This window comes from Mesorhizobium sp. M0062 (assembly GCF_040323125.1).
Classification (GTDB): domain Bacteria; phylum Pseudomonadota; class Alphaproteobacteria; order Rhizobiales; family Rhizobiaceae; genus Mesorhizobium.
In genome coordinates this window covers 163219-190146 of sequence record NZ_JAMYUO010000010.1, presented here as the reverse complement: position 1 = coordinate 190146, position 26928 = coordinate 163219, and the positions used below count along the sequence as shown (strand labels likewise).

28 protein-coding genes, 1 tRNA gene and 1 pseudogene are annotated in these 26928 nt (G+C 62.9%); 14 read left to right on the top strand and 16 right to left on the bottom strand.

The features are described from left to right. Window positions 1-121: 121 nt before the first annotated feature. Together NKJ64_RS15055 and NKJ64_RS15050 are read right to left on the bottom strand one after the other, a co-directional pair. A complete protein-coding gene (locus tag NKJ64_RS15055; protein WP_352462849.1) occupies window positions 122-904 on the bottom strand; it encodes an alpha/beta hydrolase in 783 nt (260 codons plus the stop codon). A 129-nt stretch (window positions 905-1033) separates the two neighbouring features. Continuing rightward, a complete protein-coding gene (locus NKJ64_RS15050; RefSeq protein WP_352462848.1) occupies window positions 1034-1399 on the bottom strand; it encodes a VOC family protein in 366 nt (121 codons plus the stop codon). 147 nt (window positions 1400-1546) lie between these two features. On the opposite strand from NKJ64_RS15050, the gene NKJ64_RS15045 reads away from it, so the two are divergent. Both NKJ64_RS15045 and NKJ64_RS15040 read left to right on the top strand, forming a co-directional pair. After that, complete coding sequence (locus tag NKJ64_RS15045) at window positions 1547-1855, top strand: hypothetical protein (RefSeq protein ID WP_023681378.1); 309 nt, start codon at window positions 1547-1549, stop codon at window positions 1853-1855. A gap of 32 nt (window positions 1856-1887) precedes the next feature. Continuing rightward, window positions 1888-2778: a sigma-70 family RNA polymerase sigma factor gene (locus tag NKJ64_RS15040; RefSeq protein WP_023728830.1), complete on the top strand. Its 891-nt coding sequence runs from the start codon at window positions 1888-1890 to the stop codon at window positions 2776-2778. A 30-nt stretch (window positions 2779-2808) separates the two neighbouring features. On the opposite strand, the gene NKJ64_RS15035 is transcribed toward NKJ64_RS15040, so the two are convergent. Continuing rightward, on the bottom strand, window positions 2809-3537 hold the full coding sequence (locus tag NKJ64_RS15035) for a GntR family transcriptional regulator (RefSeq protein WP_023834592.1): 729 nt from the start codon (window positions 3535-3537) through the stop codon (window positions 2809-2811). Window positions 3538-3683: 146 nt separating this feature from the next. Between NKJ64_RS15035 and NKJ64_RS15030 the strand changes: the two genes are divergently transcribed. Continuing rightward, window positions 3684-4226, top strand: a complete 543-nt coding sequence (locus NKJ64_RS15030; RefSeq protein WP_352462847.1) for an autotransporter — start codon at window positions 3684-3686, stop codon at window positions 4224-4226. Window positions 4227-4479: 253 nt separating this feature from the next. Here the strand turns inward: NKJ64_RS15030 and NKJ64_RS15025 are convergent. Together NKJ64_RS15025 and NKJ64_RS15020 are read right to left on the bottom strand one after the other, a co-directional pair. Beyond that, window positions 4480-4556 (bottom strand) — tRNA-Arg (locus NKJ64_RS15025). A 195-nt stretch (window positions 4557-4751) separates the two neighbouring features. Continuing rightward, a complete protein-coding gene (locus NKJ64_RS15020) occupies window positions 4752-6284 on the bottom strand; it encodes an ATP-binding protein (RefSeq protein ID WP_023728827.1) in 1533 nt (510 codons plus the stop codon). A gap of 301 nt (window positions 6285-6585) precedes the next feature. On the opposite strand from NKJ64_RS15020, the gene rpmH reads away from it, so the two are divergent. The 6 genes from rpmH to yihA all read left to right on the top strand — a co-directional run bounded on the left by rpmH (window position 6586) and on the right by yihA (window position 11443). Continuing rightward, window positions 6586-6720, top strand: a complete 135-nt coding sequence (gene rpmH, locus NKJ64_RS15015) for a 50S ribosomal protein L34 (RefSeq protein WP_008833937.1) — start codon at window positions 6586-6588, stop codon at window positions 6718-6720. A gap of 16 nt (window positions 6721-6736) precedes the next feature. Beyond that, window positions 6737-7090: a ribonuclease P protein component gene (gene rnpA / locus NKJ64_RS15010; protein ID WP_023672264.1), complete on the top strand. Its 354-nt coding sequence runs from the start codon at window positions 6737-6739 to the stop codon at window positions 7088-7090. 14 nt (window positions 7091-7104) lie between these two features. Beyond that, on the top strand, window positions 7105-8919 hold the full coding sequence (gene yidC / locus NKJ64_RS15005; protein WP_023828837.1) for a membrane protein insertase YidC: 1815 nt from the start codon (window positions 7105-7107) through the stop codon (window positions 8917-8919). A gap of 345 nt (window positions 8920-9264) precedes the next feature. Then, complete coding sequence (locus NKJ64_RS15000; RefSeq protein ID WP_352462846.1) at window positions 9265-9831, top strand: fasciclin domain-containing protein; 567 nt, start codon at window positions 9265-9267, stop codon at window positions 9829-9831. Between the two features lie 317 nt (window positions 9832-10148). Continuing rightward, entirely contained in the window at window positions 10149-10787 is a 639-nt protein-coding gene (locus NKJ64_RS14995; RefSeq protein ID WP_352462845.1) for a CatB-related O-acetyltransferase, read from the top strand. Next, complete coding sequence (gene yihA, locus NKJ64_RS14990) at window positions 10784-11443, top strand: ribosome biogenesis GTP-binding protein YihA/YsxC (protein WP_352462844.1); 660 nt, start codon at window positions 10784-10786, stop codon at window positions 11441-11443. Before NKJ64_RS14995 ends, yihA begins: the two co-directional genes overlap by 4 nt. A 66-nt stretch (window positions 11444-11509) precedes the next feature. On the opposite strand, the gene NKJ64_RS14985 is transcribed toward yihA, so the two are convergent. Beyond that, on the bottom strand, window positions 11510-12253 hold the full coding sequence (locus NKJ64_RS14985) for a TetR/AcrR family transcriptional regulator (RefSeq protein WP_352462843.1): 744 nt from the start codon (window positions 12251-12253) through the stop codon (window positions 11510-11512). 146 nt (window positions 12254-12399) lie between these two features. Between NKJ64_RS14985 and NKJ64_RS14980 the strand changes: the two genes are divergently transcribed. Both NKJ64_RS14980 and NKJ64_RS14975 read left to right on the top strand, forming a co-directional pair. Beyond that, window positions 12400-13581 carry an HlyD family secretion protein gene (locus tag NKJ64_RS14980; protein WP_023687455.1) on the top strand — a complete coding sequence of 394 codons (1182 nt, stop codon included), beginning with the start codon at window positions 12400-12402 and terminating at the stop codon, window positions 13579-13581. 21 nt (window positions 13582-13602) lie between these two features. Next, window positions 13603-15204 (top strand): DHA2 family efflux MFS transporter permease subunit, encoded by a 1602-nt coding sequence (locus NKJ64_RS14975; RefSeq protein WP_352462842.1) that lies wholly within the window; start codon window positions 13603-13605, stop codon window positions 15202-15204. Window positions 15205-15275: 71 nt separating this feature from the next. On the opposite strand, the pseudogene NKJ64_RS14970 reads toward NKJ64_RS14975, so the two are convergent. The 5 genes and pseudogenes from NKJ64_RS14970 to NKJ64_RS14950 form a co-directional block, all read right to left on the bottom strand. Further along, window positions 15276-16711, bottom strand: a pseudogene (locus NKJ64_RS14970) (FAD-dependent monooxygenase). A 286-nt stretch (window positions 16712-16997) separates the two neighbouring features. Then, window positions 16998-17498 carry a peptide-methionine (R)-S-oxide reductase MsrB gene (gene msrB, locus NKJ64_RS14965; protein WP_352462841.1) on the bottom strand — a complete coding sequence of 167 codons (501 nt, stop codon included), beginning with the start codon at window positions 17496-17498 and terminating at the stop codon, window positions 16998-17000. 212 nt (window positions 17499-17710) lie between these two features. Next, on the bottom strand, window positions 17711-18268 hold the full coding sequence (locus NKJ64_RS14960; RefSeq protein ID WP_023752344.1) for a fasciclin domain-containing protein: 558 nt from the start codon (window positions 18266-18268) through the stop codon (window positions 17711-17713). Between the two features lie 220 nt (window positions 18269-18488). Further along, the gene (locus NKJ64_RS14955; RefSeq protein WP_023736962.1) at window positions 18489-19211 is read right to left on the bottom strand and encodes an anti-sigma factor; all 723 of its coding nucleotides are present in this window, start codon (window positions 19209-19211) and stop codon (window positions 18489-18491) included. Then, complete coding sequence (locus tag NKJ64_RS14950; RefSeq protein ID WP_023673234.1) at window positions 19208-19747, bottom strand: sigma-70 family RNA polymerase sigma factor; 540 nt, start codon at window positions 19745-19747, stop codon at window positions 19208-19210. The genes NKJ64_RS14955 and NKJ64_RS14950 overlap by 4 nt, the downstream gene beginning before the upstream one ends. A gap of 348 nt (window positions 19748-20095) precedes the next feature. Here NKJ64_RS14950 and NKJ64_RS14945 point away from each other — a divergent pair, with 348 nt between their 5' ends. Then, a complete protein-coding gene (locus tag NKJ64_RS14945; RefSeq protein ID WP_352462852.1) occupies window positions 20096-20365 on the top strand; it encodes an amidase family protein in 270 nt (89 codons plus the stop codon). A 100-nt stretch (window positions 20366-20465) separates the two neighbouring features. After that, entirely contained in the window at window positions 20466-21359 is an 894-nt protein-coding gene (gene argB, locus NKJ64_RS14940) for an acetylglutamate kinase (RefSeq protein WP_013528489.1), read from the top strand. Between the two features lie 42 nt (window positions 21360-21401). Here argB and NKJ64_RS14935 read toward each other — a convergent pair whose 3' ends face one another. The 3 genes from NKJ64_RS14935 to NKJ64_RS14925 form a co-directional block, all read right to left on the bottom strand. Next, complete coding sequence (locus tag NKJ64_RS14935) at window positions 21402-21800, bottom strand: RidA family protein (RefSeq protein ID WP_023687463.1); 399 nt, start codon at window positions 21798-21800, stop codon at window positions 21402-21404. 112 nt (window positions 21801-21912) lie between these two features. Then, window positions 21913-23460, bottom strand: a complete 1548-nt coding sequence (gene bchE, locus NKJ64_RS14930; protein WP_023703792.1) for a magnesium-protoporphyrin IX monomethyl ester anaerobic oxidative cyclase — start codon at window positions 23458-23460, stop codon at window positions 21913-21915. A gap of 111 nt (window positions 23461-23571) precedes the next feature. Further along, entirely contained in the window at window positions 23572-24048 is a 477-nt protein-coding gene (locus tag NKJ64_RS14925) for an Lrp/AsnC family transcriptional regulator (protein ID WP_023687465.1), read from the bottom strand. A gap of 139 nt (window positions 24049-24187) precedes the next feature. On the opposite strand from NKJ64_RS14925, the gene phhA reads away from it, so the two are divergent. Further along, the gene (phhA, locus tag NKJ64_RS14920; protein ID WP_023687466.1) at window positions 24188-25024 is read left to right on the top strand and encodes a phenylalanine 4-monooxygenase; all 837 of its coding nucleotides are present in this window, start codon (window positions 24188-24190) and stop codon (window positions 25022-25024) included. A 193-nt stretch (window positions 25025-25217) separates the two neighbouring features. Here the strand turns inward: phhA and NKJ64_RS14915 are convergent, their stop codons facing one another. Together NKJ64_RS14915 and NKJ64_RS14910 are read right to left on the bottom strand one after the other, a co-directional pair. After that, window positions 25218-26657, bottom strand: a complete 1440-nt coding sequence (locus NKJ64_RS14915) for a GMC oxidoreductase (RefSeq protein WP_023744895.1) — start codon at window positions 26655-26657, stop codon at window positions 25218-25220. Beyond that, window positions 26654-26824 (bottom strand): hypothetical protein, encoded by a 171-nt coding sequence (locus NKJ64_RS14910; protein ID WP_023725316.1) that lies wholly within the window; start codon window positions 26822-26824, stop codon window positions 26654-26656. The genes NKJ64_RS14915 and NKJ64_RS14910 overlap by 4 nt, the downstream gene beginning before the upstream one ends. Window positions 26825-26928 lie beyond the last annotated feature (104 nt).

Sequence of the window (26928 nt, the reverse complement as noted above, 5' to 3'; positions counted from 1 at the left end):
ATGTTCCGGGGGGGTGCAATGTATGGGGGGTCGTCTGTGTTAAAATCAATTTTTCGCGGGAATTTTCTTGGTCACCGGGCGTCCCATTTGCGGACGCCCCTTTCCTATTGGACTGACGATCTCACGCGCCTCTGAGCGTCAGGTGCAAGGTCTCGGCGAAGCGGTCGGGATAGGGCGCAAAGCCCATATGGTCGCCGGGGAAGGCGGCGCGCTTGCTGCCGAGCCTGTCGGCCAGCGTCTTGCCCATGCCGTCGATCGGCTGGCCGATGGACTCTTCGCCGATGCCGACCACGACCGGGCGGCCGCGCAACGCCTCGATATCAGGACGGTAGAGCGACAGCGGCATGACGCCATGCGCCAGCCAGTATTCGAAATTGCCGCTGACCCTGGCAAAGGTCTCGGCCTCTTCGGGCGACGGTTCGAACGAAGGCGGTCCGTCTTGCGGCTCGTGCGGTCCGGCTTCACCCTGGTCCGGCCCTTCCGACAGGCCGTTCTCGCTGAAGAATTTCTGCATCGCCGCCTCGACGCCCTGGCTGCGATAGGTGTCGTGCAGGTCGCGCATGCCGGCCAGTGACGGCGACGGGTCGTCGAGCAGCATCATGCTGGGCGGCTCATGCGCCACCAGCGCACGAACCCGGCCGGGATGGCGGGCGGCGAGGTTGAGCCCGATGTGAGCGCCGCCGCTGGTGCCGAACACATAGGCCGGTCCGGCGCCAAGCGCCTCGATCAATCTCGCGGCATCGTCGCCATGGACATTGAGGTCCTGCTCTTGCTGCTCTCCGTCGAAGGTGCTGCGCGAATTGCCGCGCGGATCATAGGCGACCACCGTGTAGCGGTCGGCGAGGTAGCCCGCGACATCGGCGAAGACGCCGGCATCCTGCGGTCCGCCGGGGATTATCAACAAGTACGGGGCCGGAACCGCGCATCTCATAATAGAGGCTGGCGCCCGGTACTTTCAGCGTCGACGTTTGGGGGGTCATGTCCATCTCTCCTGTTGTTCTCATGTCAAAGTTCGGCTTTGCGCCGGGTCCGATCATTTGCCGGCGACAACCATGCGGTTGCCCTCGCTGTCGCGGAATTCGGCGACCGTGCGGCCCGGCTGCCAAGGCGCTTCCTGCGGCTCGGTGATGATTTCGACGCCGCGCGCCTTCAGGCCCGCGACCGTTGCCTCGACATCGCCATCAACGAGCACCAGCACGGGCTCAGTGCCCGGGGTGTCATCGGCGCGTTTGACGAAATGCAAATTGGTGACGGCGCCGGGAAATGTCAGCTCGATCCAGCGCCAGCCGCTGTCGCCCATCAGCTGGTCCTCCGCCACCTGGCAAGCAAGATGTCCGGTGTAGAAGGCCTTGGCGCGGTCCTGGTCGAACACCGGCAATTCGGCAAACTGGATGTGCATGATGGATCTCTCCTGCTCCTCGATGGCTGCCGCGCAACCGTCCACGGGAAAGACGATCCGGACGATCGAAAAGATTCGCCGGGCGACGAATCTTTTCGAGGCCGCGAAACGTCTTCTCCGTGCAGAGTTGAAAAACAGGAGACGACAATGGGCTACAATCTCATCCGCTACGGCGTGAAGGACGAAAGCATCGCCGAGAACCGTATGCTGGTTGCACAGGTGTTCGAGGCACTCGACGACACGAAGCCGCAATCTGTGCGCTACCTCGTCCTGGAACTGGAGAATGGCGAGTTCATCCATCTTGTCAGCCAGGATGGCGACGGCCTGACCGGGCTCGCAGCCTTCAAGGCCTTCAGCGCCGATCATGCCGGACGCCGCTCGACGCCGCTTGCCAGATCGCCGGCAAAGATCGTCGGCAATTATCGTATGCTGGCCGGCGAGGTCGTGCCGGCTTGAATGCGAAGACCGGCATTTAGGGAACGGACAGGATGAACACAGCAAAACTCGACCGCGTTGCCCTGGAGGCGATGCTCGGCTCCTTGCGACCGAAGCTGCACCGCTACTGCGCCCGCATGGCCGGCTCGGTGATCGATGGCGAGGACATCGTCCAGGAGACACTGATCAAGGCACTGCAGGCCATCGACGGCGACGCCGCCGTCGAGCGTCCGGAGCAATGGCTGTTCCGCATAGCCCACAATGCCGCGCAGGATCATCTGCGCCGGCGCCAGCGGGAGCAGGCGCGCATGAGCGAGACCGACATGACGACGATCGAAGACCCCTCCGCAAGCGCCGATGCGAGGCTCGCCACCGCCGCCAGCCTGCGAAGCTTCATGCAGCTGGCAACAGTGCAGCGCAGCGCCGTGATCCTTGTCGACGTGCTTGGCCTCAGCCTGCACGAAACCTGCGAAGTGTCCGGCGCCACCCTGGCTGCGACCAAGGCAGCGCTCCATCGCGGGCGGTCGCAGCTGCGCCTGCTGGCGTCACAGGACGAGCAGGCGCCTGCCCCAAAGCTCGACGCCGACGACGAGCGGCGCCTGCGCCGCTATGTCGACCTGTTCAACGCGCGCGACTTCGACGCCGTGCGCGCGTTGATCGCCGAGGATATCCAGCTTGAAGTCGTCAACCGCACCCGCATGCGCGGCAAAGCGCAGGTTTCCAACTATTTCGGCAATTACGACCGTGTCCAGGATTGGGCGCTGTCGCTCGGCTTCGTCGACGGCAGGCCGGCCATCCTGATCCGCAACCCGCAAGCGGGAGATGACGCCGTGCGCGGCTTCATGCTGGTCGACTGGCAGGATGGAAAGGTCAGCCATATCCGCGATTTCCGCTACGCGCCCTATTGCCTTGCCGATGCGGACATCCGCTTCATCGACGGGTAAGCATCGGCCAGAGAGCGCAGGCTTCGTGCCTCAGGCGAAGCTTTGCAAATTGGCGTCCTGCAGCTTGGAGCCGGCGAGCAAGGTCTCGAGCACCTGCTTCTTGAGCGACAGGCACTGCGAGCGGGCAAGCTTTGCGATGGCCGAGACCTCGGCCAGCTCGCAGGCAAGCACCAACTCCTTCTGCTGGCCGATGATCGCTTGCGTGAAGTCGCGCGATTTGAAGCCGAGATGGAGGACACGCTCCGACTGGTCGAGCGTTTGGTCGAGCAGGCGAACTAGGCGCAGATTGCCGGAGAGTTCGGCCAGGGCCAGGCGAAAGGCGCGGTCGGCCGCCAGAAAGGCGACATGGCTGCGCAGCGTCTCCGGCTTCAGCACCTTCTGCGCCGCCAGCCTGATGTCGTCGAGCCCGCGTTCGGTGAGGTTTGCCGCGGCCACCCGGAACACTTCCGGTTCGATCAGGCTGCGGACGTCGAAGATCTCGTTGACGTCGCGCAGGCTAAGCGGTGCGATGACATAGCCGCGGCGCGGCTCGCTCTTGATCAGCCCTTCCTGCGTCAGGCGGGCCAAAGCCGAGCGGATCGTCGCCTTTCTGATCTGGTAGCGGTCGCCGATCTGCTTTTCGGTCAGGCTTTCGCCGGGTTGCAGGACGCAGGCGACGATGTCGCTCTTCAGCTGCTCATAAGCTTCCTCGCTGCGCAATATGTCGGCGGTCGACGGCGCCTTGACGGCGGACGGTGACACTGATTTCGGAAGAGCCATATCTGCCTGCCCGTGTGGTCTGCCCGCGTGGTCTGCCCGCGTAGTCTGCTTGCCCGTTTCGACCATCCGGTTGACGGATCTGCCGGCATTCGCTAGCTGATCATCTCAGTTGTATTGGTTGAGCTTCCCAATGGAGATGACGACAAATGTCTCTTGCCGCCAACTCGCCTCTCTACGCCGTAACCGCCGATATCGTCAACGCAGCCAAAGGTGCTCATGCCTTCGAACGGGTCAAGGCGGTGCTGCGCGAACACACCGATCGCTTTCATGCATCAGGCGTGCTCGCGCATGAGGAAGACGACGATGAGGTGCTGCTGCATGCCAGCCCCGACTTGACCATCTACCACATCACGCTGTCGCCCGGCCTGCAGTACCCGCCGCACAACCATCTGATGGATGCGCTGATCGGCATCTACAAGGGTAGCGAGACCAACTTCATCTATCCCGTTGACGGCAGCGAGATCGATGCGCCGGAACGCCACGACATCGCGGCGCCCGCCGTGGTGCACATGACCCCTGATACTGTGCACGCGGTCGCCAACACCGGCAGCGCCCGCTCAGGCGCACTGCATGTCTATCTCGGCAATCTTACCGAGACCCACCGCCACATGTGGAGCCCGGACAGCACCCACGCCGAGCCGTTCGACAATGAGCGGTATCTGGCTGGGGCGAGGCCGATTGGGCCCTGATCCGGGAAAGCGGAATAACGGTCGCCGCATACCGGCCCATTTCAAGAACACCGCAGCGCGTTGACTAGCGCAGTTAGTGCGGCAGGCTGATGCTGGTGACTGGGGTAATACATGAAGAAGCCTGGAATAAGCGGCGTCCAGTTCTCCAGCACTCGAATGAGGCGGTGCTCGGCAACGTGTTCCGCGACCTGCTCTTCATATGTGAGCCCAAGACCGGCTAGCGGATCGCAGGAAATCACAGTTTCGGCGGAAATGGCGCGCCCGAAGAGATTCGAACTCCTGACCCCCAGATTCGTAGTCTGGTGCTCTATCCAGCTGAGCTACGGGCGCGCAACAGGCCATGCTTTACATAGCCCCGCTAACCGATCCTGACGACCGGCCGCGACAAGAAGTGTTCCCTAGCGACTGAATTTCCGAAAAGCAAGCCAATCCGGCAAAAGTTTTGTCGCAGCTGCTTTCGACGGTGCCGATCAAGGTGTGCTGAGATTCAGCTAAGTCCGACTTCGGCTGAATATCAAATACAGCTCAGGCCGGGCGGCGCAGGCCGCTGCGGGCCTGGTCGAGGCGGACCGGCTGGTCGGGGATGGTGACGGCGAAGGTGGTGCGTCCGCCGATCGATTCGACCAGCTCCACCGTGCCGCCATGGGCGCGGATCAGTTCATGCGCGATGGCCAGGCCAAGGCCGGTGCCGCCGCTGCGGGCCGAGCCGCGAAACGCCGCGAACAGGTTTTCTCGCGCCTTCGCCGGCAGGCCGGGACCGGTGTCGGTGACAATGATGCGGCTTACGCTGCCTATGCGCTCGGCCGATACGGCGAGCCGGCGCACCAGCGCGCTCTCGGCGTCGGCCGCCATCGCCTGGACCGCGTTGCGACACAGATTGGTGAGCACGCGAAACAGCTGGTCGGAATCGGCATCGACCTCGAAGGCGAGCTCGACGGCATTGACGAATTCGATGCCGTCCTCGATGTCGAGCAGGCCGTGGACGTCGTCGACCAGCTGGCGCAGCCGCAAGCGGCGGCGTGAGGGCGCCGGCTCCTGCGTGCGGCCATAGTGGAGCACGCCTTCGGAATAGGAGACGGCGCGGTCGAGCGCGCGCAAGAGCTTTGGCGCGAAGGCCTGCACGGTCGGGTCCTTGACCAGGCGCAGGCGGTCCGACATCAGCTGCGCCGAGGCCAGGATGTTGCGCATGTCGTGGTTGATCTTGGAGACGGCGAGGCCAAGGTCGGCAAGGTGCTTCTGCTCCGACAGCATCTTTTGCAGCCGTTCCTGCATCTGCGACAGTTCGCGCTCGGCAACGCCGATCTCGTCGGCGCGGGCGGCCGGGTGGATGATGCGCCCTGGATCGTCGGGCGCCTCGGAGAAGGACAGCATCGAGCGCGTCATGGTGCGGATCGGGCCGATCATGATCAGGTCGATCGCGGCATAGACCAGCATTGCGGTGAACAACGAGATCAGCAGCGAGACGAAGGCGACGTTGCGCGAATAGCGCAGCATGGCGTTGCGCAGGGAATAGTCGGGCATGATCAGCTCGAATTCCTTGTCGCTGTCGCCGACCGGGCCGAACACCCTGAGCATGCGCTTGCCGCCGAAGAACAGCGTATCCAGCGCCCCGGTCATGCCCTTGATCATGCCGACATTGGCGATATCGATATGCTCGTCGACCTGCGGCGGCATCTCGGCCACCACCAGCAGGCGCGACACGCCGCCGTCGCGCACCGCGATCGCCTTGGCGCCGATTGCCATCAGCACGTCGTTCTGGGCGGCGCGGGAGAGCGAATTGGGCTCGCCCTGCACCAGCACGATGGACACCGCGGCAGCGGTGCTTAGCCGCTCCTTCAGCCAGGCCAGGCGGTAGCTGGCGATCCAGGGCAGGAAAATGAGGACTTCGGCCAGGAGCACGAAGACAATGGTGAGCAAGAGCAGCTTGGTCGACAGGCCGCGCGCCAAGGGCACTGAACGATTGGGCACCGAACGGCTCGCAACCGGGCGAACGGTCGCCGGGCTGGCATCGGCTGTCGCCGGGCCGCTCCCTTCATCCGCTGATGCAACTTCGCTCATTAAGGCCTGTCTTCACAAACGCTTGATCGGTTGAGATTAGGCGATTGCGGCTTTTTTGCCAATTTCATCCTTCGTTGGACGATGGTGCCAGCAATAAAAGACCGCCTCGAACTGGGTGTTCGCGCTGCGACGAACTCATAGTTCGCGCTGGATTGACTCCCAAAACCCTTCTTTCTATAAGCCGCTCACGCTCGGGCCATTCGTCCCGGCGCGGTTTCGATCGCGCCAATGCCGGCCCGGCAAAGCTCCTGTTACACAGTGACAGAATCAAGAAGGGCCGCACCCCGCGGTATTAAAACAAATGAAGCGTACCTACCAACCGTCCAAACTCGTCCGCAAGCGCCGGCACGGTTTCCGTGCTCGCATGGCCACCAAGGGTGGTCGCGGCGTCGTCGCAGCTCGCCGCAACCGCGGCCGCAAGCGGCTCAGCGCCTGAACGGAAGACGAGATCGTTGCCCGCAACCGGCAAGCCAGTGGGACCAAACCCCAAGCGGCTTCTGAAACGTGCGGAATTCCTGGCCGTCCGCCGCGGTGAAAAGCGGCGCGGGCGGCTTTTTCTCGTCGAAGTTCTCGACCGCAATGACGGCCTGCCGCCGCGCGTCGGCTTCACCGTCACCAAGAAGGTCGGCAATGCGGTTGTCCGCAACCGCGTCAGGCGGCGGCTGAAAGAAGCCGTGCGCACCCATGCCGCAAGTGACATGGCGCCCGGCAATGACTATGTCATCGTCGGGCGTGAAGACGTGCTCACCATTCCGTTCGGCCAGTTGAAGGCCGAACTCTCCCGCCGTCTCAGCGGAACACGATAGGCCAAGGGCTTTCGATGGAAAACAACCGGAACTTCTACATCACCATCGTCTTGTCGGTGCTGATCCTCGGGCTGTGGCAATATTTCTATGTGCTGCCGCGCAGCGAACAGCAGCGCGAGGCGGCCCGCATCGAAGAGCAGCGGGCGGCGGAGCAGAAGAAGGCGGCCGAGGCCGCCAACCCCGGCGGCACGCCGGCGCCCGCAGCGCCCGGCGCCATTCCAAACGCGCCCGGCACCTATGTCACGACGCCGGAAGGCCGCGCGCAGGAAGTGGCCAAGACGGCCCGCGTCAACATCGACACGCCGAGCCTGTCGGGCTCGATCAACCTCACCGGCGCCCGCCTCGACGACCTAAAGCTCAAGCACTACACCGAGACGGTCGACAAGACATCGCCGCAGATCCAGCTGCTCAATCCGCAGGCGCTGCCCACCGGCTATTATGCCGAGATCGGCTTTGTCGGCAGTGACACGACCGGCACGGTGCCAGGCCCGGAAACGGTCTGGAGCGTCGACGGCAATGCGACTCTGACGCCGGCGACGCCAGTGACGCTGACCTTCACCAACGACAAGGGCCTGACCTTCAAGCGCACGATCTCCGTCGACGGCGACTACATGTTCACCGTTTCCGATGCGGTGCAGAATTCAGGCTCGGCCCCGGTCACGCTGTCCAATTACGGCCGGGTCATCCGTTTCGACAAGCCGGCCGTCGCCAGCTCCTATGTGCTGCATGAAGGGCTGATCGGCGTCACCGGCACGGAAGGCCTGCAGGAGCACAAATACGCCGACATCGAGAAGAACAAGCTCTATACGCCGAGCAAATCGACCGATGGCTGGCTTGGCATCACCGACAAATATTGGGCGGTTACCCTGGTGCCGACCGAGAAGCAGCCGTTCCAGCCGCACTATGCCTATTACGACAATGGCCGCCCGCGCTACCAGTCGGACTTCCTCACCGACCCGATCACCATTGCCGCCGGCCAGTCGGCGACGGTCGAGACCGAGATCTTCGCCGGCGCAAAGGAAGTCAACAAGATCAACGCCTACGCCCAGGACCGCCAGATCAGGCTGTTCGACCGGCTGATCGATTGGGGATGGTTCATCTGGATCACCAAGCCGATGTTCTACCTGATCGACACGCTGTACAAATTCTTCGGCAATTTCGGCCTGGCCATCCTTGCCACCACGGTGGTCGTCAAAACCCTCTTCTTCCCGCTCGCCAACAAATCCTATGCGTCGATGGCGAACATGAAGAAGGTGCAGCCCAAGATGCTCGAGATCCGCGAGAAATACGCGGACGACAAGATGAAGCAGCAACAGGCGATGATGGAGCTGTACAAGACCGAGAAGATCAATCCGCTCGCCGGCTGCTGGCCGGTGGCGCTGCAGATCCCGGTGTTCTTCTCGCTCTACAAGGTGCTCTACATCACCATCGAGATGCGGCACGCGCCGTTCTTCGGCTGGGTCCAGGATCTGGCGGCGCCCGATCCGACCTCGGTCTTCAACCTGTTCGGCCTGCTGCCCTTCGCGCCACCGGCCTTCCTGCCGCATATGGGCGCCTGGGCGGTGGTCATGGGCATCACCATGTTCCTGCAGATGCGCATGAACCCGACGCCGCCGGATCCGACGCAGGCGCAGATCTTTACCTGGATGCCGGTGATCTTCACCTTCATGATGGGCAGCTTCCCGGCCGGCCTCGTCATCTACTGGGCCTGGAACAACACGCTGTCGATCCTGCAGCAAGGCGTGATCATGAAGCGCCAGGGCGCCAAGATCGAATTATGGGACAATCTGACGGCATTGTTCCGAAAGAAACCCTCGCCGGCTGAATAGAAGGCGCTATTCCGGCAATCAAAGCCCCGGCTCGTCCGGGGTTTTTGTGGACGAGGCGCGCATCACGTTCCCGTGAGGCGCGAAACTTGCGGCGTGCAACCGGCGTGGCTGCTGCTTGTACCGCCAAGGCCGATCAACACCGATCAGCTCTAATCCGAAGACCGCTGTTTTTGATCCGTGACCCCGTCATGTCCATCGCGGGGATGCGGCGCGTGGGATGGGCATTCGCCTTTAAGTATTTGTTATCATTATCGTTTTTTACTCTGCACCGAAACTTTCCCGCAATCGCCGCGTAACTCTTCCCGACAATCGAATCAACAATTGTCGCACCAGAAGGGTTCTCCAATGGCAAAGTCCATCCTCAAGGCATTCTGCTTTTCCGCCGGCCTGGCTCTATCGGGCCTCGCAGCTACGACGGCCTATACGCTCGCCAATCCCGCCGTTGGCGGCGCTGCGATGCTGACCTCGAAGAACATCGTCGAGAACGCCCTCAACTCGCCGATCCACAAGACGCTGGTTGCCGCCGTCAAGGCCGCCGGCCTGGTCGACACGCTGGAAAGCGCGGGACCCTTCACGGTGTTTGCGCCGACCGATTCCGCCTTCAAGAAACTGCCGGCCGGCACCGTCGCCACGCTGGTGAAGCCCGAAAACAAGGACAAGCTGGCCAAGATCCTGACCGCCCATGTCGTGGCCGGCAAGATCTCCGCCAAGGATATGATGACCAAGGCCAAGGCGATGGGTGGCAAGTATGAAATGAAGACCGTCAGCGGCGACACGCTGATCGCCGAGGTAAAAAAAGGCGCGCTTTATATCGTCGACGGATCCGGCGGCGCCGCCAAGGTAACGGTCGCCGACGTCAACCAGTCGAACGGCGTCATCCACGTCGTCAACAAGGTGCTGTTGCCGAAGTAACGGTTTTAGGCAACGGCGAATGACGGCGGGCTGCGACGGGCTTTCTCGGTCTGCCTTCCCCACCTCACGGCGAGGTGCCATTCTTTTGAAGCCGTCTTCGCCACCACGGGGTCCTGCTTGTCCTTCGCAGGGCCCCGTTTTTCGTTTCAGGGCGCCTTAGGCGACTGCGCTGCGGTCGACCTGATCGTGATCTGCCGCGGCACGAACTGAACATCGAAGCCCAGCAGGGCTCGCTCATCGGGCGATTGGTGCTATAGGGCGGATCACGCCATCTAGAATGGCGGCTTTAATTTGCGCCACTCTCGACGGATCTCGCCATGGACGGACCCAACCCAGACATCAAACACCCGATCCCGATGCACACCCGCGTCGGCTTCCTCAAGCCCCTGGTCACCGCGCCGAATATCGAGATCGGCGACTTCACCTATTATGACGATCCGGACGGACCGGACAAATTCGCCGAGCGATGCGTGCTGCATCATTATCCCTTCATCGGCGACAAGCTGATCATCGGCAAGTTCTGCGCCATCGCCGAGGGCGCGCGCTTCATCATGAACGGCGCCAACCATGCCATGTCCGGCTTTTCCACCTATCCGTTCAACATTTTCGGCCATGGCTGGGAGCAAGGCTTCGACCCGAAGACGTGGTCGCAGGAAGTGCGTGGCGACACGGTGGTCGGCAATGATGTATGGATCGGCATGGATGCGGTGATCATGCCCGGCGTGTCGGTCGGCAATGGCGCCATCGTGGCGGCGAAATCGGTGGTGACGCATGACGTGCCGGACTATGCGATCGTCGCCGGCAATGCGGCAAAGGTGGTGAAGATGCGTTTCGACGACAGGACGGTGCGGCGGTTGCTGGCTGTGGCGTGGTGGAATTGGCCGTTGGACAAGATCGGCCGCAACCTCAACGCCATCCGAGGCGCCGATATTTCCAGGCTTGAGGCAGCAATTTGAACGCGCCGGGCAACACCGTCATCGGCACCGACCTGTTCACCAAGGGGTGGATCTTCATCCGCGGCGTGCCGGCGATGAAGTTCCTGCCGCCGGAGGGGCCGCCGGAGATCGCCTTTGCCGGCCGCTCCAATGTCGGCAAGTCGTCGCTGATCAATGCGCTGGTCGGCCATAACGGGCTGGCGCGCACCTCCAACACGCCGGGCCGCACGCAGGAGCTCAACTATTTCGTGCCGGGCGGGTTTTCCGGCGAAGGCACCGACCTGCCGCCAATGGCGCTGGTCGACATGCCGGGCTACGGCTATGCCAGCGCGCCGAAGGAAAAGGTGGACGATTGGACCAAGCTGGTCTTCGACTATCTCAAGGGCCGCGTGACGCTGAAGCGGGTCTATGTGCTGATCGATTCCCGCCATGGCATCAAAGCCAAGGACGACGAAGTGCTGTCGCTGCTCGACAAGGCGGCGGTGTCCTACCAGATCGTGCTGACCAAGACCGACAAGATCAAGGCCGCCGGCGTGCCGCAGCTGATCGAAGAGACATTACTGAAGATCAAGAAGCGGCCGGCGGCGTTTCCGTTCGTGCTCGCCACGTCGTCGGAAAAGGGCGAGGGTCTGGACGAACTGCGCGCGGCGATCGTGCTGGCGGCCAATGGCGGTTAAAAGCAACTCCGGGAAAAGTGTGAAGCGGTTTTCCGTCCGGAGTTGCGAAAAAAGACCTTTGGCTAACTAGGCCTTTGCCTTGGACTTCGCCTCGAGCGCGATCATCTGGTGGCTTTCTTCCTCGGCAAGCTTTTCAGTGCCGTAGGACTTCAGGAACAGGCTGACGCCCGACCGCACGATGTGGTCGATTTCATCCTGGCTCGGCGCCGTGGTGCGGTAGGCGAAGATGCACTGGCGAAACAGGCCGGCGAGGCACAGTTCGGTGAATTGATAGGCGGCAAGATCGACATCATCGATCTTGAGCAGGCCGCGTTCGATGGCTGCATCGAGGAACTTGACCACCTTGTCGTGGCCGCGTTTGGGGCCACGTTCGTAAAACCGCGCGCCCATGTCCGGTATCCTGTCGGAGGCGCCGATCACGGTGCGTTGCGCCTGGATGACCTTGGCCGAGGTGATCTTCATCGACAGCACCTTGCCGAACTTCACCAGCGTCTGGCGCAGATCGTCGGCGCGGTCGAGCATGTCGTACATGTTCTTGAAGATGGTGCCGCGCTCTTCCTCGATCAGCGCCTCGAACAGCTCTTCCTTGTTGGCGAAGTAGACATAGATCGTGCCCTTGGAGACGCCAGCCTCGCGGGTAATGTCGTTCATCGACGCCGCTTCGAAGCCCTTGTCGATGAACACGCGCCGCGCGCCCTCGATAATCTGGCTGCGCTTGACCGGATCCTGGCCCGCCGCCGGGCGGCCGCGACGCGCACTATCCAGCACATCGCACGGATCATTTTCGACGTCGGGTAACGTGTCGGCCATTAAAGTCACACCTCGCGAAATAATTCGAACCGATCGGTTCGATTGCTCTTGATATGGGCCTGCTTTAGCGCTATGTCAACGTTCGCATCGAACCGAACGGTTCAGTATAACACATTTTCCTTATGTAGCTACGGTAGCGAGATATCATGTCCTCGAACACGCCAACCACCGCCGAAGTCCGCCCCTTTCCCAACGCCAAGGTCTCGCCGGTTATCGAAGCGCCGGAAGCGCCCATCAAGCCTGCCGCCGAAGTTTTGGCCGAGGTGCCGGCCAAGAAGAAGCGGTCGGCTCGCTCGTTCATGCTGCCGATCATCGGCCTCGCTCTGCTCAGCGCCGGCGCCTGGTATGGCTATAATTACTGGACCGACGGCCGGTTCCTGATCTCGACCGACGATGCCTATGTCCAGGCCGACATGTCGTTCGTCTCGCCGAAGATTTCCGGCTATGTCGATCAAGTCAAGGTCTCGGAGAACCAGCAGGTCAAGGCCGGCGATCCGCTGCTGACGATCGACGACGGCGACTACAGAATAGCCGTTGCCCAGGCGGAGGCGCAGATCGCCACGCTGGCCAAGACGCTCGACCGTATCGACGCGCAGACCAAGGCGGCGCAAGCTTCGCTGCAACAGGCGCAGGCGCAGAAGGTCGCCGACCAGGCGGCAGCCGACAACGCCGCTCGCGCCCAGCAGCGCGCCGCGCAACTGGTCAAGACGCATGTCGGCACACAGGCGCAACTGGACGATGCCCAGACCGCTCTCGACCAGGCCAATGCAGCCCTCGTCGGCGCCGACGCGCAGATTGCAGCCGCACAGGCCAATATCGGCGTGTTCGAAGCGCAGCGCGCCGAATCGGCCAGCACGCTGGCTTCGCTGCGGCTGAACCGCGACAAGGCCGCGCGCGATCTGTCCTTCACCGTGCTCAAGGCGCCTTATGACGGCGTCGTCGGCAACCGCTCGGTCGAGCAGGGCGACCTCGTCAGCCCCGGCCAGAAGCTCGCCGTCGTGGTGCCGCTGGACAAGCTCTACATCGTTGCCAACTTCAAGGAGACGCAGCTGGCCAAGCTGGTGCCCGGCGAGAAGGTGCGGGTCTCGGTCGACGCCACGGACGGCCATGATTTCGAAGGCACGGTGTCGTCGCTGGCGCCGGCTTCGGGTGCGGTGTTCTCGCTGCTGCCGCCGGAAAATGCCACCGGCAACTTCACCAAGGTGGTGCAGCGCATCCCGGTTCGCATCGACGTGCCGGCCGATGTGCTGAAGGCAGGCAGGCTGCGCGCCGGCCTGAGCGTCGTTGTCGCCGTCGACAGCCGCACGGCTCCGGCCGCGGCGAACTGAGCGAACGCCGGGAGCAATGCCATGGCAACCGCAACCATAACAGCAGGAGCGGCGCCGGTGCCTGCCATGCCGGCGGTACCGACGACCATCTCGACGCGCCGCCTCATCGCCTTCCTGGCGATGGTGTTCGGCATGTTCATGGCGATCCTCGACATCCAGATCGTCTCAGCCTCGCTGGCCGAGATCCAGGCCGGCCTCAGCGCCAGTTCCGATGAAATCCCATGGGTGCAGACCGCCTATCTGATCGCCGAAGTGGTGATGATCCCGCTGTCGGGCTTCCTCAGCCGGATGCTGTCGACGCGCGTGCTGTTTGCAGGCGCCGCGGCCGGCTTCACGGCGGCCAGCGCGCTGGCCGCGACCGCCACCAACATCGACCAGATGATCGTCTACCGCGCCATCCAGGGCTTTATCGGCGGCGGCATGATCCCGAGCGTTTTCGCCGCCGCCTTCACCATCTTCCCCCCGTCGCGCCGCGCCATGGTGTCGCCGATGATCGGCCTGGTGGCGACGCTGGCGCCGACCATCGGCCCGACCGTCGGCGGCTATATCAGCCATGCCATGTCGTGGCACTGGCTGTTCCTCATCAATGTCATTCCAGGCATTCTGGTGACGGTCACGACCTGGACCCTGATCGATTTCGACAAGCCCAATCTCGGCCTGTTCAGCAAGTTCGACTGGTGGGGCCTTGCCGGCATGGCGGCGTTTCTCGGCTGCATGGAATATGTGCTCGAGGAAGGTCCGAGCCATGACTGGCTGCAGGAACAGGCCGTGTTCATGTGCGCCATCATCATGGTTGTCGGTGCGGCGCTGTTCTTCTGGCGTGCCTTCACCGCCGAGGAGCCGATCGTCGATCTCAGGGCCTTCACCAACGTCAATTTCGCCTTCGGTTCGCTGTTCTCCTTCGTCATCGGCATCGGCCTGTACGGTCTGACCTATCTCTACCCGGTGTTCCTCGGACGCATCCGCGGCTACGATTCCTTGATGATCGGCGAAGCCCTGTTCGTCAGCGGCCTGGCGATGTTCGTCACTGCGCCGATTTCCGGCATCCTGTCGAGCAAGATGGATTTGCGCATCATGATGATGATCGGGCTGTTCGGTTTCGCTGCCGGCACATGGTGGATGACGCATCTGACCGCCGACTGGGATTTCTGGGAATTGCTGATCCCGCAGATCCTGCGCGGCAGCTCGATGATGCTGTGCATGGTGCCGATCAACAACATTGCGCTCGGCACCTTGCCGCCGGACCGGCTGAAGAACGCGTCGGGCCTGTTCAACCTGACCCGCAACCTCGGCGGTGCGGTCGGCCTTGCCGTCATCAACACCGTGCTGATCGATCGCAGCGCCTTCCACTACGCCAGGCTGGCCGAGCATGTGGAATGGGGCAGTGCGGCGGCGCAGACCAAGCTGCAGAACATGACGCTCGACTTCCAGCAGACTCCCGGCTTCGACGCCACCAAGGCGGCGATCTCCAAACTGTCGGGCATGGTCCAGCAGCAGGCGTCGCTGCTGTCGTTCATGGACGTGTTCACCATGCTGACCGTGCTGTTCGCGACCATGGCGGTCTTCACCCTGGTCATCGCCAAGCCGGCGCCGCCCGCGGGCAGCGGTGGCGGAGGCCATTGAGCGCGCCGGATCCCCCGCCTGGCGCCCTCATGTGTGACCCCGGAAATCACCCCCGATTTCCGGGGTCACGCTTAAGCATCGATCGTTGTCAAGCTCCTTGGTCGAGGCGGCCCAAACCATTTGGTCAGCGAGTCGGTTAGCCCGGCTGCTTCAGGGCCGCCGACCCAGGCCACATAACCGTCAGGCCGGACCAGCACTGCGCGTGGGGCTTCGACTGCCCCCAGCACCGGAAGCTCCCATGCGCCATCGTAGCTGGCGTCGACCAGCTGAATCCGCTCCACCCACTGGCCGATACCAAAAGCGCCGGGCTCACCAAGATTAAGCAGCAGCGGCCGAGCGTCGTGCAGCAGGGCGAAAACCGGCAGCGGACCGGCAGCGGTGACGAGGTCGAGATCCGGCATGCGACGCCCCAGCAGCGGATGCCCCTCGCCAAGATCGTAGTGGATGTCCAGGCCGGACAACATGCCGGCAAAACGCTTGCGCGGCTCTTCCATGCCGAGAAGTTCCGACACTGTATCGCGCAGCGCCTTGGTGCGCTCGTCTTCGCGACGGAGCACGACCGACGCCATGGTGTTTTTCATCACACGCGCGGCAATCGGGTGGCGCTCTGCCTGGTAGCTGTCGAGCAGGCTTTCGGGCGCAGTTTTCCTGACCACCTGGGCAAGTTTCCAGCCCAGATTGACCGCGTCCTGCACGCCGGTCTGCAGCCCCTGTCCACCGTCCGGTGGATGCACGTGCGCGGCGTCGCCTGCCAGCAGCACCCGCCCCTTGCGGTATGCGGCTGCCTGCCGGGTCATGTCGGTGAAGCGGGCCAGCGATGTCGGATTGTGGACGCCATAATCGGTGCCGTAGACGGCAATGAGCGCCTCGCTGAGATCGCGCAAAGTTGGCACGCACCGGCCCCGACCTCGCGTTCGGTCACCAGCACCCGCACCGTACCGTCTTCCAGTCTGCTGACGCCGTGAATTCGGATGGCATCGCGGTGGATACCCCATTGCGGCTCTTCCGTTACCTCGATCTCGGCGATCAAATTGCTGGTTGTCGGCTCGGAACCGGGGAACTCGATGCCCGCCGCCTTGCGCACGAGGCTTCTGCCGCCGTCGCAGCCGACAAGATAATCGGCACGAAGCGACCCGCCATCGCTCAGTGCGACATCGACGCCGCCGCCATCCTGCACGAAGCCTGTCACCTCGCGGCCACGGTAGACCGTGACGCCCAGCTCCTCGACCCAGTTAGCAAGGGTGCGCTCTATGTGCTTTTGCCACAGTGCCAGCCCATAGTTATGGCGGGTGGGAAAGTCGCTGATGTCAAGGGAAGCGCCGGCGAAGCCCGCGACCTGGGCGGTCTGGCCTTGCGACAGGAACCGATCGGCAATGCCGCGCTGGTCGAAGATCTCGATGGTGCGCGAATGCAGCCCGCCCGAGCGCGCGCCCGCGAGATCCTGGTTCTCGCGCCGCTCGACGATGGCGACATCGATGCCGGCCAGGGAAAGCTCGCCGGCCAGCATCAACCCGGTCGGGCCGCCGCCGGCGATCACCACGGAATGGGATATTCGCGGCCGGTCCGCATCAACACCGTCGGTCGATTTGGCGCTCGATTTGGGCTCGCCGTCGCGAGCCCGTGCTTCAGTTCGTTGCATAGGTTCTGGCCCTCTCGTTAAGGGCTGCGGAATCTACGCATAAAAAGCCGTCTGCCAATTCTTGAAGTTGACTGTTTTCGCCCCATTTCAGGAGATAGGAGGCGGTCGTCACACCGGCTCCAAATCCCCCACCCCGCTAAAAGACGCCGAACGATCAGGCAGTGGCCGGCTTGAAGCTGAGCGCAACGCCGTTGATGCAATGGCGCAGGCCGGTCGGCGCCGGGCCATCGTCGAAGACATGGCCGAGATGGCCGCCGCAGCGGCGGCAATGGACCTCGGTGCGGGTCATGCCCAGCGAACGGTCCTCGGTCTTGCCGACGGCGTTGGCAATCTCTTGCCAGAAGCTCGGCCAGCCGGTGCCGGACTCGAACTTGGTCTCCGAGGAATAGACCGGCAGGTCGCAACCGGCGCAGGCGAAAATGCCCTTGCGGTGCTCGTTCAGCAGCGGGCTGGTGCCGGGATATTCGGTGCCTTCCTTGCGCAGCACATTGAAGGCTTCATCCGACAGGATGGCGTGCCACTCGGCGTCGGTCTTGGTGACCTCGAAGGTTTCGGCAGCTCTGGCGGGTTGGGGTCCGCCCATGCGCAGCGTTGCCACCGTGCCAGCAAAGGCGGCAACGGCGGCGCCACTCAAAAGCAAGTCGCGACGGTTCATGACAGAAATCCTCCTGCGGGTTGTTTTGCCAGATCTGGCCGCCACTGGAAAATCAAAAGCCGGTGACGGTTGCCCTGCAAACGAACGCTCCACACCGGCTCCGCGCTTGTTGCGGACGGGGTGGAGCGCTCGGTCGTTTGCTCGGCCCACGGGGGCAGGGCCGCGCAATCTGCAGGGAGCTTACCGCCTGTTCGTCGGCGGCAGGGGCTTTGTTACATCTTCGGCAGCAGGACCTTGTCGATGACGTGGATGACGCCGTTCGACTGCTCGACATCGGCGATCGTGACATTGGCGACATTGCCGTTCTCGTCGGCTACGGTGACCTTGCCGCCATCGGCCTTGAGCGACAGCTCGCAGCCGCCGACCGTCTTGACCTTGTGGGTGCCGCCATCGGCCTTGGCCATCGAGGCGACATCGGCGCCCATCGCCTTGGCGCCGATGACATGGCAGGTCAGGATCTTGGTGAGCTTGTCCTTGTTCTCGGGCTTGAGCAGCGACTCGACCGTGCCAGCCGGAAGCGCGGCGAAGGCCTCATTGGTCGGCGCGAAGACGGTGAACGGGCCGGCGCCCTGCAGCGTCTCGATCAGGCCGGCAGCCTTGACGGCGGCGACCAGTGTCGTGTGATCCTTCGAATTGACGGCGTTCTCGACGATGTTCTTGTTGGCGTACATGGCGGCGCCGCCAACCATCGGATTCTCGGCATAGGCGATTGTGGCGAGGGCGGAGACGGCAATGGTACCGGCGAGCAAAAGGGTGGCGATTCTACGCATAGTGTTCGAACTCCTCGGGGTTATTGTTTCCTCTTTCGGAACAGAGGAGATACGAAATAGAACTGCCTGAGTTTCCGCGCGCCGGGAAAAATTTCCTTTATTTTGTCGGCGAATTAATCTCCCAGATCGAACCTCTAATCTCCAGCAGCGTATCCAAAACGAAAACAGCGGAAGATGTACTTCCGCTGTCTTCATTGTCACGTCATGGTTTTACGATCTATCAGATGCCCTTCAGGTCGCCCGCGGCAACGACCGGTCCGGTCGGCTGTCCCGTCGTCGAACCGCCCGTCGGCTCGACGCTGACAGCAAGCACGGCGCCTTGCGCCAGCTTCTGCTGCACGGCCGGGGTAACCGGGATATGGGCGACCTGGCCGGCGGGGATGACGCCCATCGAGACCGGCGCATTCTTGCCTTCGATCATCCACAGTTCGAAGTCCTTGCCGGCGGCGCGTTCGCCCGAAACCAGCGACAGGCCGACATCGCGGCGGGAAGCGTCGTAGACGACAAGGTATTTGACATCGCTGCCTTCGGCAGCCAGCGAGGCGACGAGGCGCTCCTGCGGCACGACGACCGGCGACCTGACGTAAGGCACGGCGACATAGAGCACCAGGGCCGCGAGAGCCGCTGCGGTGAGGCCGCGCCAGAAGCTAAGGCTGGACCACAGGCTGCCGCTCGGGGCCGTCGTCGACGCCGCGGTGGAGGAGAACAGCCGGCGATCGATAGCCGGCTTGATGGTGGCCGGCGGCTCTACCTCAGCATAAGCGGCAGCCATCGGCGAGAGGTTCACTTCCCAGGAATCGACGAGACGGGCAAAGCCGGTCTCCGCGTCGATGCGTCCGGAGGCTATCTGGCGCTCATCCGCCGGCAGCACGCCGAGAACGTATTCGGCTGCGAGCAGGTCGTCGCCTCCACGTTCCGGTCCATTTTCTTCTGCCAGGGTCATCTTTCCAGACATTCTCTAAGTTTCAACAGGCTGCGGCGCAGCCATGTCCGCATCGTGTTGAGCGGAACCTTGTGACGTTCCGCGAGCTCGGCGTAACTTTCGCCGTTCAAATACGCACCCCGAACGGCTTGCGCCCGGTCTTGTTCCAACTCTTCAAGGCACTGATAGATGCGCTCGGATTCACCGCCCGCAACAACCATAGCCTCTGGCCCGGGACCGGGGTCAGCCACGTCGAGCGCGGCATCGATATCGGCAGCAGGCTTGCGTCGCGACCGGATGCGATCAATCGCATGATTGCGTGCTATGGCCACCAGCCAGGAGATTGGGCTTAGATCGGAAACAGCGAAACGATCCGCCTTCGTCCACACTTTGACGAAGACCTCTTGCAGCGCTTCTTCCGCATCTCCGCGATCCTTCAATACACGAAGGCACACGCCGAAAAGTTTCGCACTGGTTTGCCGGTAAAGCAGATCGAACGCAGTCCGATCCTTCATCGAGGTCCGGACAATCAGGGTGGAGATATCCTGCGGCGTCATACGGACAAGCTAAGCGATCACAATTTGTTTGCAAAGGCAGAAATCTTGTTGTCCACGCAATCGATGTCCGCGCCCAATCGCCAGTAATCGCCGGTCGGTTGCCAAGGAAATCGGCTGTCGTCAGCCTCCCGCAGATAGGGGAACAGAAATGTCGGCCGAACGGATGCTGTGGGAGAACGATGCGACCGGCTTGGCAGAGCTGTTGCACAGAGGCGAGATCTCGCCGCCGGACCTTGTCGATGCTGCGATCGCGCGCGCCGAGGCAACCCGATCATTGCGCATCCGCCGCTTGCCTGCGCGCCATGGACCCGAAGGGGGCCGACGAGCTAATCGAAACCTGCTCGACAAATTGCATCTGACCCGTCTCTTGGAGATCAGATCCCTGTTTCGGCAATTGATGGACAGAGCCTGTGGTTCACCCACTGGCCGGCGATCCAGAATGTCAGCGGCCAGCCGTCGATCGCGCTGCCGGTCCATGTCACCGATGCCGGCCTGCCGCTCGGCATCCAGGCCGTCGGCCGCCCCGGCGACGAGCAGACGCTTTTGTCGCTCGCTGCGCAGATGGAGAAGATTTCCGGCTGGCTGGCGCGGCGGGCGCCGCTCAAGGTGCCGGCCTGATCCGGCAGATTTCATCATCGGGACAGCAAAGCTGTTTGCGGCCTGGGCCAATTCCCGCTAAGACGCCGCCGTCCTTACCCGCATCCAGGGAACCATGCCGATGACGGAGATCACCGCCACCGCCGAAATGCAGGCCGCCCTGCTCTCGCGGGCCCTGCCCTATATGCAGCGCTACGAGCACAAGACGGTGGTGGTGAAATATGGCGGTCATGCCATGGGCGATATCGAGCTCGGCAAGGCTTTCGCCCGTGACATCGCGCTGCTGAAGCAGTCCGGCGTCAACCCGATCGTCGTCCATGGCGGCGGGCCGCAGATCGGCGCCATGCTGGCCAAGATGGGCATCGAATCCAAGTTCGAAGGCGGACTGCGCGTCACGGATCAGAAGACGGTCGAAATCGTCGAGATGGTGCTGGCCGGTTCGATCAACAAGGAGATCGTCGCGCTGATCAACGCCGAGGGCGAATGGGCGATCGGCCTGTGCGGCAAGGACGGCAACATGGTGTTCGCCGAAAAGGCTCGCAAGACCATGATCGACCCGGATTCCAACATCGAGCGCGTGCTCGATCTCGGTTTCGTGGGCGAACCGGTCGAAGTCGACCGCACCCTGCTCGACCTGCTGGCGCGCTCCGAAATGATCCCGGTGCTGGCGCCGGTGGCGCCCGGCCGCGACGGCCATACCTACAACATCAATGCCGACACCTTCGCCGGCGCCATCGCCGGCGCCTGCCAGGCGACGCGCCTTTTGTTCCTAACCGACGTGCCCGGCGTGCTCGACAAGAACAAGAAGCTGATCGACGAGCTGACGGTGGCCGAAGCCAAGGCGCTGATCAAGGACGGCACGGTGTCGGGCGGCATGATCCCCAAGGTCGAGACCTGCATCGAGGCGATCGAGCGCGGCGTCGAAGGCGTCGTCATCCTCAACGGCAAGACGCCGCATGCGGTGCTGCTGGAATTGTTCACCGAACACGGCGCCGGCACGCTGATCGTGCCCTGAGGTGCTACTGGCTTGGCGGCCAGTTGGTCGGCTGGCCAGCCCTTAGGCAGGCTGGGGCAGGCGCGCGATGACCTTTATCTCGAAGTCGAAGCCGGCTAACCAGTTGACGCCGACCGCCGTCCAATTGGTGTAGGGCGGTTCACCGAACACCTTCAGCCGAACGGCATCGATCACGGGCCATTGCGTTGCCGGATCGGTGTGGAAGGTGGTCACGTCGACTATATCGTCGAACGTGGCGCCCGCTGCTTTCAGCACTGCCGCGAGATTGTCGAAGGCAAGCTGGACCTGCTTTTCGAAGACAGGTTCGGGCGACCCGTCCTCGCGGCTGCCGACCTGGCCCGAGACAAACAAAAGATCGCCCGATCGGATTGCAGCAGAATAGCGATTGATCTCGTAGAGAGCCTGCCTGCCGGCAGGAAAGATCGCGTCACGTTTGGTCATTTTCACTCCATTGTCCGGGGCACTCACATACGTCCCGTATGCATGAGGTGGGTACATACGCCGCGTATGTCAATACGCATACGGTACGTATCTATGAATGGCAGCGAGCCGGTCAGGTGCCGGCCGAGATCGCGACAGCCGCTTCGGCCGGCTTGAGCGGCGGGCGCATGACGACCATGGATTCCTCATCGGCATCCTGCGGCGCGCCCCAGAACTCAGCCAGCGTCGGACCATCCTTGAGGCGGCGGTCGCGGGCCAGGAAACCCCAGACCTCGCGGAACCACACGCGGCGGCCCATTTGGGTGTACCAGCGCATCGAATGGCGCTGTTCGGGATCGGGGTGGAAGAGAATGCGCGCCAGCGCCTTCGGCCGCGACTGCACCGCGACCTCGATCAGCTTGACCGAGAAGAACAGCATCCACGGTTTCAGCCGGGTCATCTGCAGCACCTGGTGCTTGTAGTCCCACAGCCGGGCATCCGTCTGGATCACCTTGCGGTCCTTGGCGATGCGGAAGAACGGCGTCCAGCGGTGCGGCGTGACATAGAGCGCCTGGATCTGGTCGGGGTCGTAGGCAAGCAGCTGGCGAAAGCCGCGCCACAGATCGCGAAAGGTCTCATCCTCGAACCCCGCCACCCAGGTCGCCATGGACAGTATGCCATGCTGGCGGAGCAGCCGGATCGCCTCGCGGTCGGATGAGGTGCTGCCGCCCTTGCGGATCAGTTGAAGCGTCTGCTGGTCGGTGTTTTCCATGCCGAGCAGCCAGCGGATGACGCCGGCCTTGCGATAGAGGTGCAGGATGTCGGCATCGCGCACGATGTCGTCGGCCCGGGTCGAGCCGACGATCAGCACCGGCACGTTCTCGGCGATCAGCGCATCGAGAAAGGCGCGCCAAACCTTCTTCGATACGGTCGGGTTTTCGTCGGCGAGGTTGATCAGTTCGACGCCGTGCTGGCGGTGCAGCCAGGCAATCTCCTGCGCAAATTTTTTGGGGTCGCGGTGCCGCCAGCGGGTCCAGAAACCGCGCTGGCCGCAATAGTTGCACAGATGCGGACAGCCCCGCGAAAACTGCATGACCACGGCGCGCTTGCCGCCCCAATAGCTGTAGCGGCGGTGATCGATCAGCTCCCAGCCGACGCGGTACTCGTCCAGATTGGCAGTGGTCCCGGCCGGCCGCGTCGCGAAGGGGCGGCCGAGATCGTCGCGATAGGCGATACCCGCGACATCGCCCAGCGGCCGGCGATTGTCCAGTGCCACGACCAGGGCAAGGATGGTTGCCTCGCCCTCGCCGCGCACGATGAAGTCGAAGACATCGCTCGCCGCCAATATGTCGCGCCAGTGATAGGTCGGGAACACGCCGCCATAGATCACCAGCGTCGCCGGCTCGAGCGCCTTGACCATGCGGGCGATCGCGAGCGCGGTGGGATGCGCCGAGGTCGAGCCGGAGTGGCCGATCAGGATGCAATCGGGCTGGCCGCTGAGCGCATCGCGCACCAGAGTTTCCAACGGCATCGGCCCGAATTCGGCATCGACCAGCCGGACTTTATGGCCGGCGTCGATAAGCGGGCCGCCCAGTGCCAGCAGGCCGAGCGGTGGCAGATGGTCATCGGGCACGCGGCTGCCGATGGCGGTGTGCGGCGGATTGATCAGCACGATGTTCATGACGGACCTTTGAGCGACGGTCCGCATGGCGTAGCCGGCGTTTCAGTTTCGCATTTGGGCTCCGTTCAGCAGTTTGCGTGCAGCTTTTCCGCAGAAATGGCGGTGCGTGTCCTACCGCCTGAGGTGGGCGAGCGGCACGTGGCCCGGGCCCTTGATGTTCTGCAGCACCAGCTGGGTGTGAACGTCGCGCACGCCGGCAAGGCGCATCAGGCGGTGCATGACGAAGGCGTTGAGTTCGTCGACCGACGGCACCATGACGTGCAGCAGGAAATCGTGGTCGCCGGTCATCGTCCAGCATGACGACACTTCGTCCATGCGTTGCACGGCGGCGATGAAGGTTTCGGGCGAACCGTCGCTGTGGCTGGTGAGCCGCACCTGGATGAACACCTCGACCATCAGGCCGACGGCGCGGCGGTTGAGCACGGCGGCAAAGCCCTTGATGATGCCGGCCTCCTGCAGCGCCTCGAAGCGGCGGGCGCAAGGCGTCGTCGACAGGCCGATCTCCTGCGCCAGTTCGGACACGGGCTTGCGTCCATCGCGCTGAAGCACATCCAGCATCTTGATCTCGAAATCGTCGAACTGAGGCATTTTCACTCTCTTTCAGCTTCTGCTTGGTGATTTTTACCTCAAATCATGGACCCAAGCCATCATCAAAGCTGAATTGCCTCGCCGGCCGCCGCTAGACTCTGCGGACAGATTCAAGTGTCACGATCAGGGGAGAAGAACCATGACGACGATGAGCGTTGCCGAATATGCCCGTGATTGCGCGGCGCAAGGCCTGCGTGGCGACTATTCAGTGTGCCGTTCCGATTTCACCGTGGCGCAGGGCTATGATTACAGCGCCGACGAACAGGCGGTGTGGCGCACGCTGTGCGACCGGCAGACCAAGCTGACGCAGAAGCTGGCGCACCATTCCTATCTCGATGGCGTCGCCGCACTCGGCCTGCTCGACAAGATCCCGGATTTCGGCGCGGTCTCAGACAGGCTGCGCAAGCTGACCGGCTGGGAAATCGTCGCCGTGCCTGGCCTCATCCCGGCCGCGCCCTTCTTCGACCATCTCGCCAACCGGCGCTTTCCGGTGACCAACTGGCTGCGCACCAAGGACGAGCTCGACTACATCGTCGAACCCGACATGTTCCACGACTTCTTCGGCCATGTGCCCATCCTGACACAGCCGGTGTTTGCCGACTTCATGCAGATGTATGGCGAAAAGGCCGAGAGCGTGATTGCGCTGGGCGGTGACGAGATGATCACCCGGCTCTACTGGTACACCGCCGAATACGGGCTGATACAGGAGGAGGGCCAGAAGCTGAAAGCTTTCGGCGCCGGGCTGATGTCGTCGTTCACCGAATTGCAGTTCGCCGTCGCGAGCCCGGACGCGCACCACGTGCCCTTCGACCTCGAAACGGTAATGCGCACCGGTTACGAGATCGACAAGTTCCAGCGCGCTTATTTCGTGCTGCCGTCCTTCGACGTGCTGCGCGATGCGTTCCGGACCGCCGATTTCAAGGCGATCGTTGCCCGCCGCAAGGGGCAGCCGACCCTGGATCCAGCGACGGTTTAGCAAATCCTGAAGGGTTTGCGCGGCACCTATCCCCACCCTTAATCCTCCCCACAAGGGGGAGGGAGATCTCGTTGGCGCTGATTTCCGAGGGTTTCGACACCAAGGCATGGGTAGCGCCGGCAGCAATCCTGTCGCGCCGTTCGCTTTTTTGACATCAGACGGTAATGACTTCGTCACACCGTGGATGACTTCGTCACACCGTGATTACTTTGGTCAGATGGTCGCCTAGCCGGCAGGCAAGTGCGGTGATCGTCGTCGTCGGGTTGCATTCGCCCGACGTGCAGAATACCGAGGAACCGCCGACATAGAGATTGTCCATGCCGTGCACCTTGCAGTTGGCGTCGACCACGCTCTTGGTGACATCGGTGCCCATGCGCGTGCCGCCCATATGATGGTGGCCGGCCAGTTCCTCATCCGTCGGGTAGTCCTCGCCATTGGTCAGCCAGTCCATGATGCGGACGCGGCCGAGGTCCTTCTCGATCAACGTCGTTCCGAACAGCTTGAGCCCCTCGAGGATGGTGCGGCGCTCCAACGGCGACTTCTTCCAGTGCAGCTCGATGCGCGGCACGCCGGCACGGTCGACATCGGTCTTCGACAATTCGATATGGTTCGAGGCCAGCGGCGCCTGTTCCCAGGCGACGTAGAGCTGGGCGGCGCAGCGCAGGTTTTGGCTGAGCTGGTAGGCGACCCATTCGGCGGCCTCGGGCGCGGTGCAGGCGAGGTCGGCAATCAGGCTCTTGACGCCGGCATAGGGCATCTCGATCAGGCGTATGCCGAAATTCATGATCTGCAGCCGCTCCATGGCGGCGAGCGTCGGCGAGAAGAACGCCTCGTTGACGGCGTCAACCTCGAACTCCCTGTAATCGGCCAGGATGGCATTGCCGCCCTCGAAGGTCGGGTGCTCCATCCAGTAGCGGCCAAGTGCCGTGGCGTTCGGCACCACGCCGCCATTCGAGCGCTGGTTCGACCATAGAAGCAGCCGCGAATTCTCCAGCCCGCCGGCGCAGACGATGAAATAATCGGCGCTGAAGGCGCCGGCATCCTTGCCGTTCGACCACAGCCTGGCGCCGGTCACTCGTTTGCCGTCCCCGGCAAGTTCGGTGGCATAGGTGTTGAGCACGAGCGCTATGTTCTTGCTCTTGTCGAGCTCGTCGGAGAATTTCTCGCCAAAGCGCACGGCCGGGCTCTTGATCAGCTGCACCCAGCGTATGTCGTCTGAAATCGGCACATCGGGCTTGAAGTCGGGAAGCTCGAGTATGTCGTGCACCTCGGACAGATAGGGCTCGATGTCGGTCCGGGCGATTGGCCAGCCGGTGTCCGGCGCCCATGCCTTGGGCTCAAAGTCCTGCTTGTCGAGCACGCGGCACCAGCCGGCCCAGTGGTTCGACGACCCGCCCATGAAGCGCAGCCGGGTGATGTCGAGATCGAAATATTGATCGCCGACCGTGGAGCCGCGATAGAAATCCTGAGATTCATCGCTGAATTCACGGGAACCGGCTTCCAGCATCACCACCGGAATGCCGGCGGCGCCGAGCTTTCTGGCGATGGTGGTGCCGGCAGGCCCGGAGCCGAGAATGCAGACCTTGGGCTTGAAATCCGAGGCTCGAAACGCCTCATAGCTGTCGAAGATCATGCCAGGTCGCTCCGCTTCAGGATCCAGCCATTGACCACGACGATCTCGTCGGGATCGGCCGGAGGGCGGTCGCTGTCAGGCAGCTTGCGAAAAAGCTGTAGCGCCGGCATCGCAATCAGCGCCTGCACGATGGTGCGGCGCGATATTTTCCTGATGAAGAAACTCATGACACGTCTCTGGATGGGGGCTTCGATCCACGCATGGCGTTCCCTGAACGGCACAGGTACCGGCCAGACATGCCATTCCCGTGCCAAGCCTTGCCTGTAAACGA

Bases quoted from the DNA above. Each gene is read 5' to 3' on its own strand.
- NKJ64_RS15050 (WP_352462848.1), bottom strand. From the start codon at position 1,399: ATGCACATCCAGTTTGCCGAATTGCCGGTGTTCGACCAGGACCGCGCC.
- NKJ64_RS15045 (WP_023681378.1), top strand. From the start codon at position 1,547: ATGGGCTACAATCTCATCCGCTACGGCGTGAAGGACGAAAGCATCGCC.
- NKJ64_RS15040 (WP_023728830.1), top strand. From the start codon at position 1,888: ATGAACACAGCAAAACTCGACCGCGTTGCCCTGGAGGCGATGCTCGGC.
- NKJ64_RS15035 (WP_023834592.1), bottom strand. From the start codon at position 3,537: ATGGCTCTTCCGAAATCAGTGTCACCGTCCGCCGTCAAGGCGCCGTCG.
- NKJ64_RS15030 (WP_352462847.1), top strand. From the start codon at position 3,684: ATGTCTCTTGCCGCCAACTCGCCTCTCTACGCCGTAACCGCCGATATC.
- NKJ64_RS15020 (WP_023728827.1), bottom strand. From the start codon at position 6,284: ATGAGCGAAGTTGCATCAGCGGATGAAGGGAGCGGCCCGGCGACAGCC.
- rpmH (WP_008833937.1), top strand. From the start codon at position 6,586: ATGAAGCGTACCTACCAACCGTCCAAACTCGTCCGCAAGCGCCGGCAC.
- yidC (WP_023828837.1), top strand. From the start codon at position 7,105: ATGGAAAACAACCGGAACTTCTACATCACCATCGTCTTGTCGGTGCTG.
- NKJ64_RS15000 (WP_352462846.1), top strand. From the start codon at position 9,265: ATGGCAAAGTCCATCCTCAAGGCATTCTGCTTTTCCGCCGGCCTGGCT.
- NKJ64_RS14995 (WP_352462845.1), top strand. From the start codon at position 10,149: ATGGACGGACCCAACCCAGACATCAAACACCCGATCCCGATGCACACC.
- NKJ64_RS14985 (WP_352462843.1), bottom strand. From the start codon at position 12,253: ATGGCCGACACGTTACCCGACGTCGAAAATGATCCGTGCGATGTGCTG.
- NKJ64_RS14980 (WP_023687455.1), top strand. From the start codon at position 12,400: ATGTCCTCGAACACGCCAACCACCGCCGAAGTCCGCCCCTTTCCCAAC.
- NKJ64_RS14975 (WP_352462842.1), top strand. From the start codon at position 13,603: ATGGCAACCGCAACCATAACAGCAGGAGCGGCGCCGGTGCCTGCCATG.
- msrB (WP_352462841.1), bottom strand. From the start codon at position 17,498: ATGAACCGTCGCGACTTGCTTTTGAGTGGCGCCGCCGTTGCCGCCTTT.
- NKJ64_RS14960 (WP_023752344.1), bottom strand. From the start codon at position 18,268: ATGCGTAGAATCGCCACCCTTTTGCTCGCCGGTACCATTGCCGTCTCC.
- NKJ64_RS14955 (WP_023736962.1), bottom strand. From the start codon at position 19,211: ATGACCCTGGCAGAAGAAAATGGACCGGAACGTGGAGGCGACGACCTG.
- NKJ64_RS14950 (WP_023673234.1), bottom strand. From the start codon at position 19,747: ATGACGCCGCAGGATATCTCCACCCTGATTGTCCGGACCTCGATGAAG.
- argB (WP_013528489.1), top strand. From the start codon at position 20,466: ATGACGGAGATCACCGCCACCGCCGAAATGCAGGCCGCCCTGCTCTCG.
- NKJ64_RS14935 (WP_023687463.1), bottom strand. From the start codon at position 21,800: ATGACCAAACGTGACGCGATCTTTCCTGCCGGCAGGCAGGCTCTCTAC.
- bchE (WP_023703792.1), bottom strand. From the start codon at position 23,460: ATGAACATCGTGCTGATCAATCCGCCGCACACCGCCATCGGCAGCCGC.
- NKJ64_RS14925 (WP_023687465.1), bottom strand. From the start codon at position 24,048: ATGCCTCAGTTCGACGATTTCGAGATCAAGATGCTGGATGTGCTTCAG.
- phhA (WP_023687466.1), top strand. From the start codon at position 24,188: ATGACGACGATGAGCGTTGCCGAATATGCCCGTGATTGCGCGGCGCAA.
- NKJ64_RS14915 (WP_023744895.1), bottom strand. From the start codon at position 26,657: ATGATCTTCGACAGCTATGAGGCGTTTCGAGCCTCGGATTTCAAGCCC.
- NKJ64_RS14910 (WP_023725316.1), bottom strand. From the start codon at position 26,824: ATGAGTTTCTTCATCAGGAAAATATCGCGCCGCACCATCGTGCAGGCG.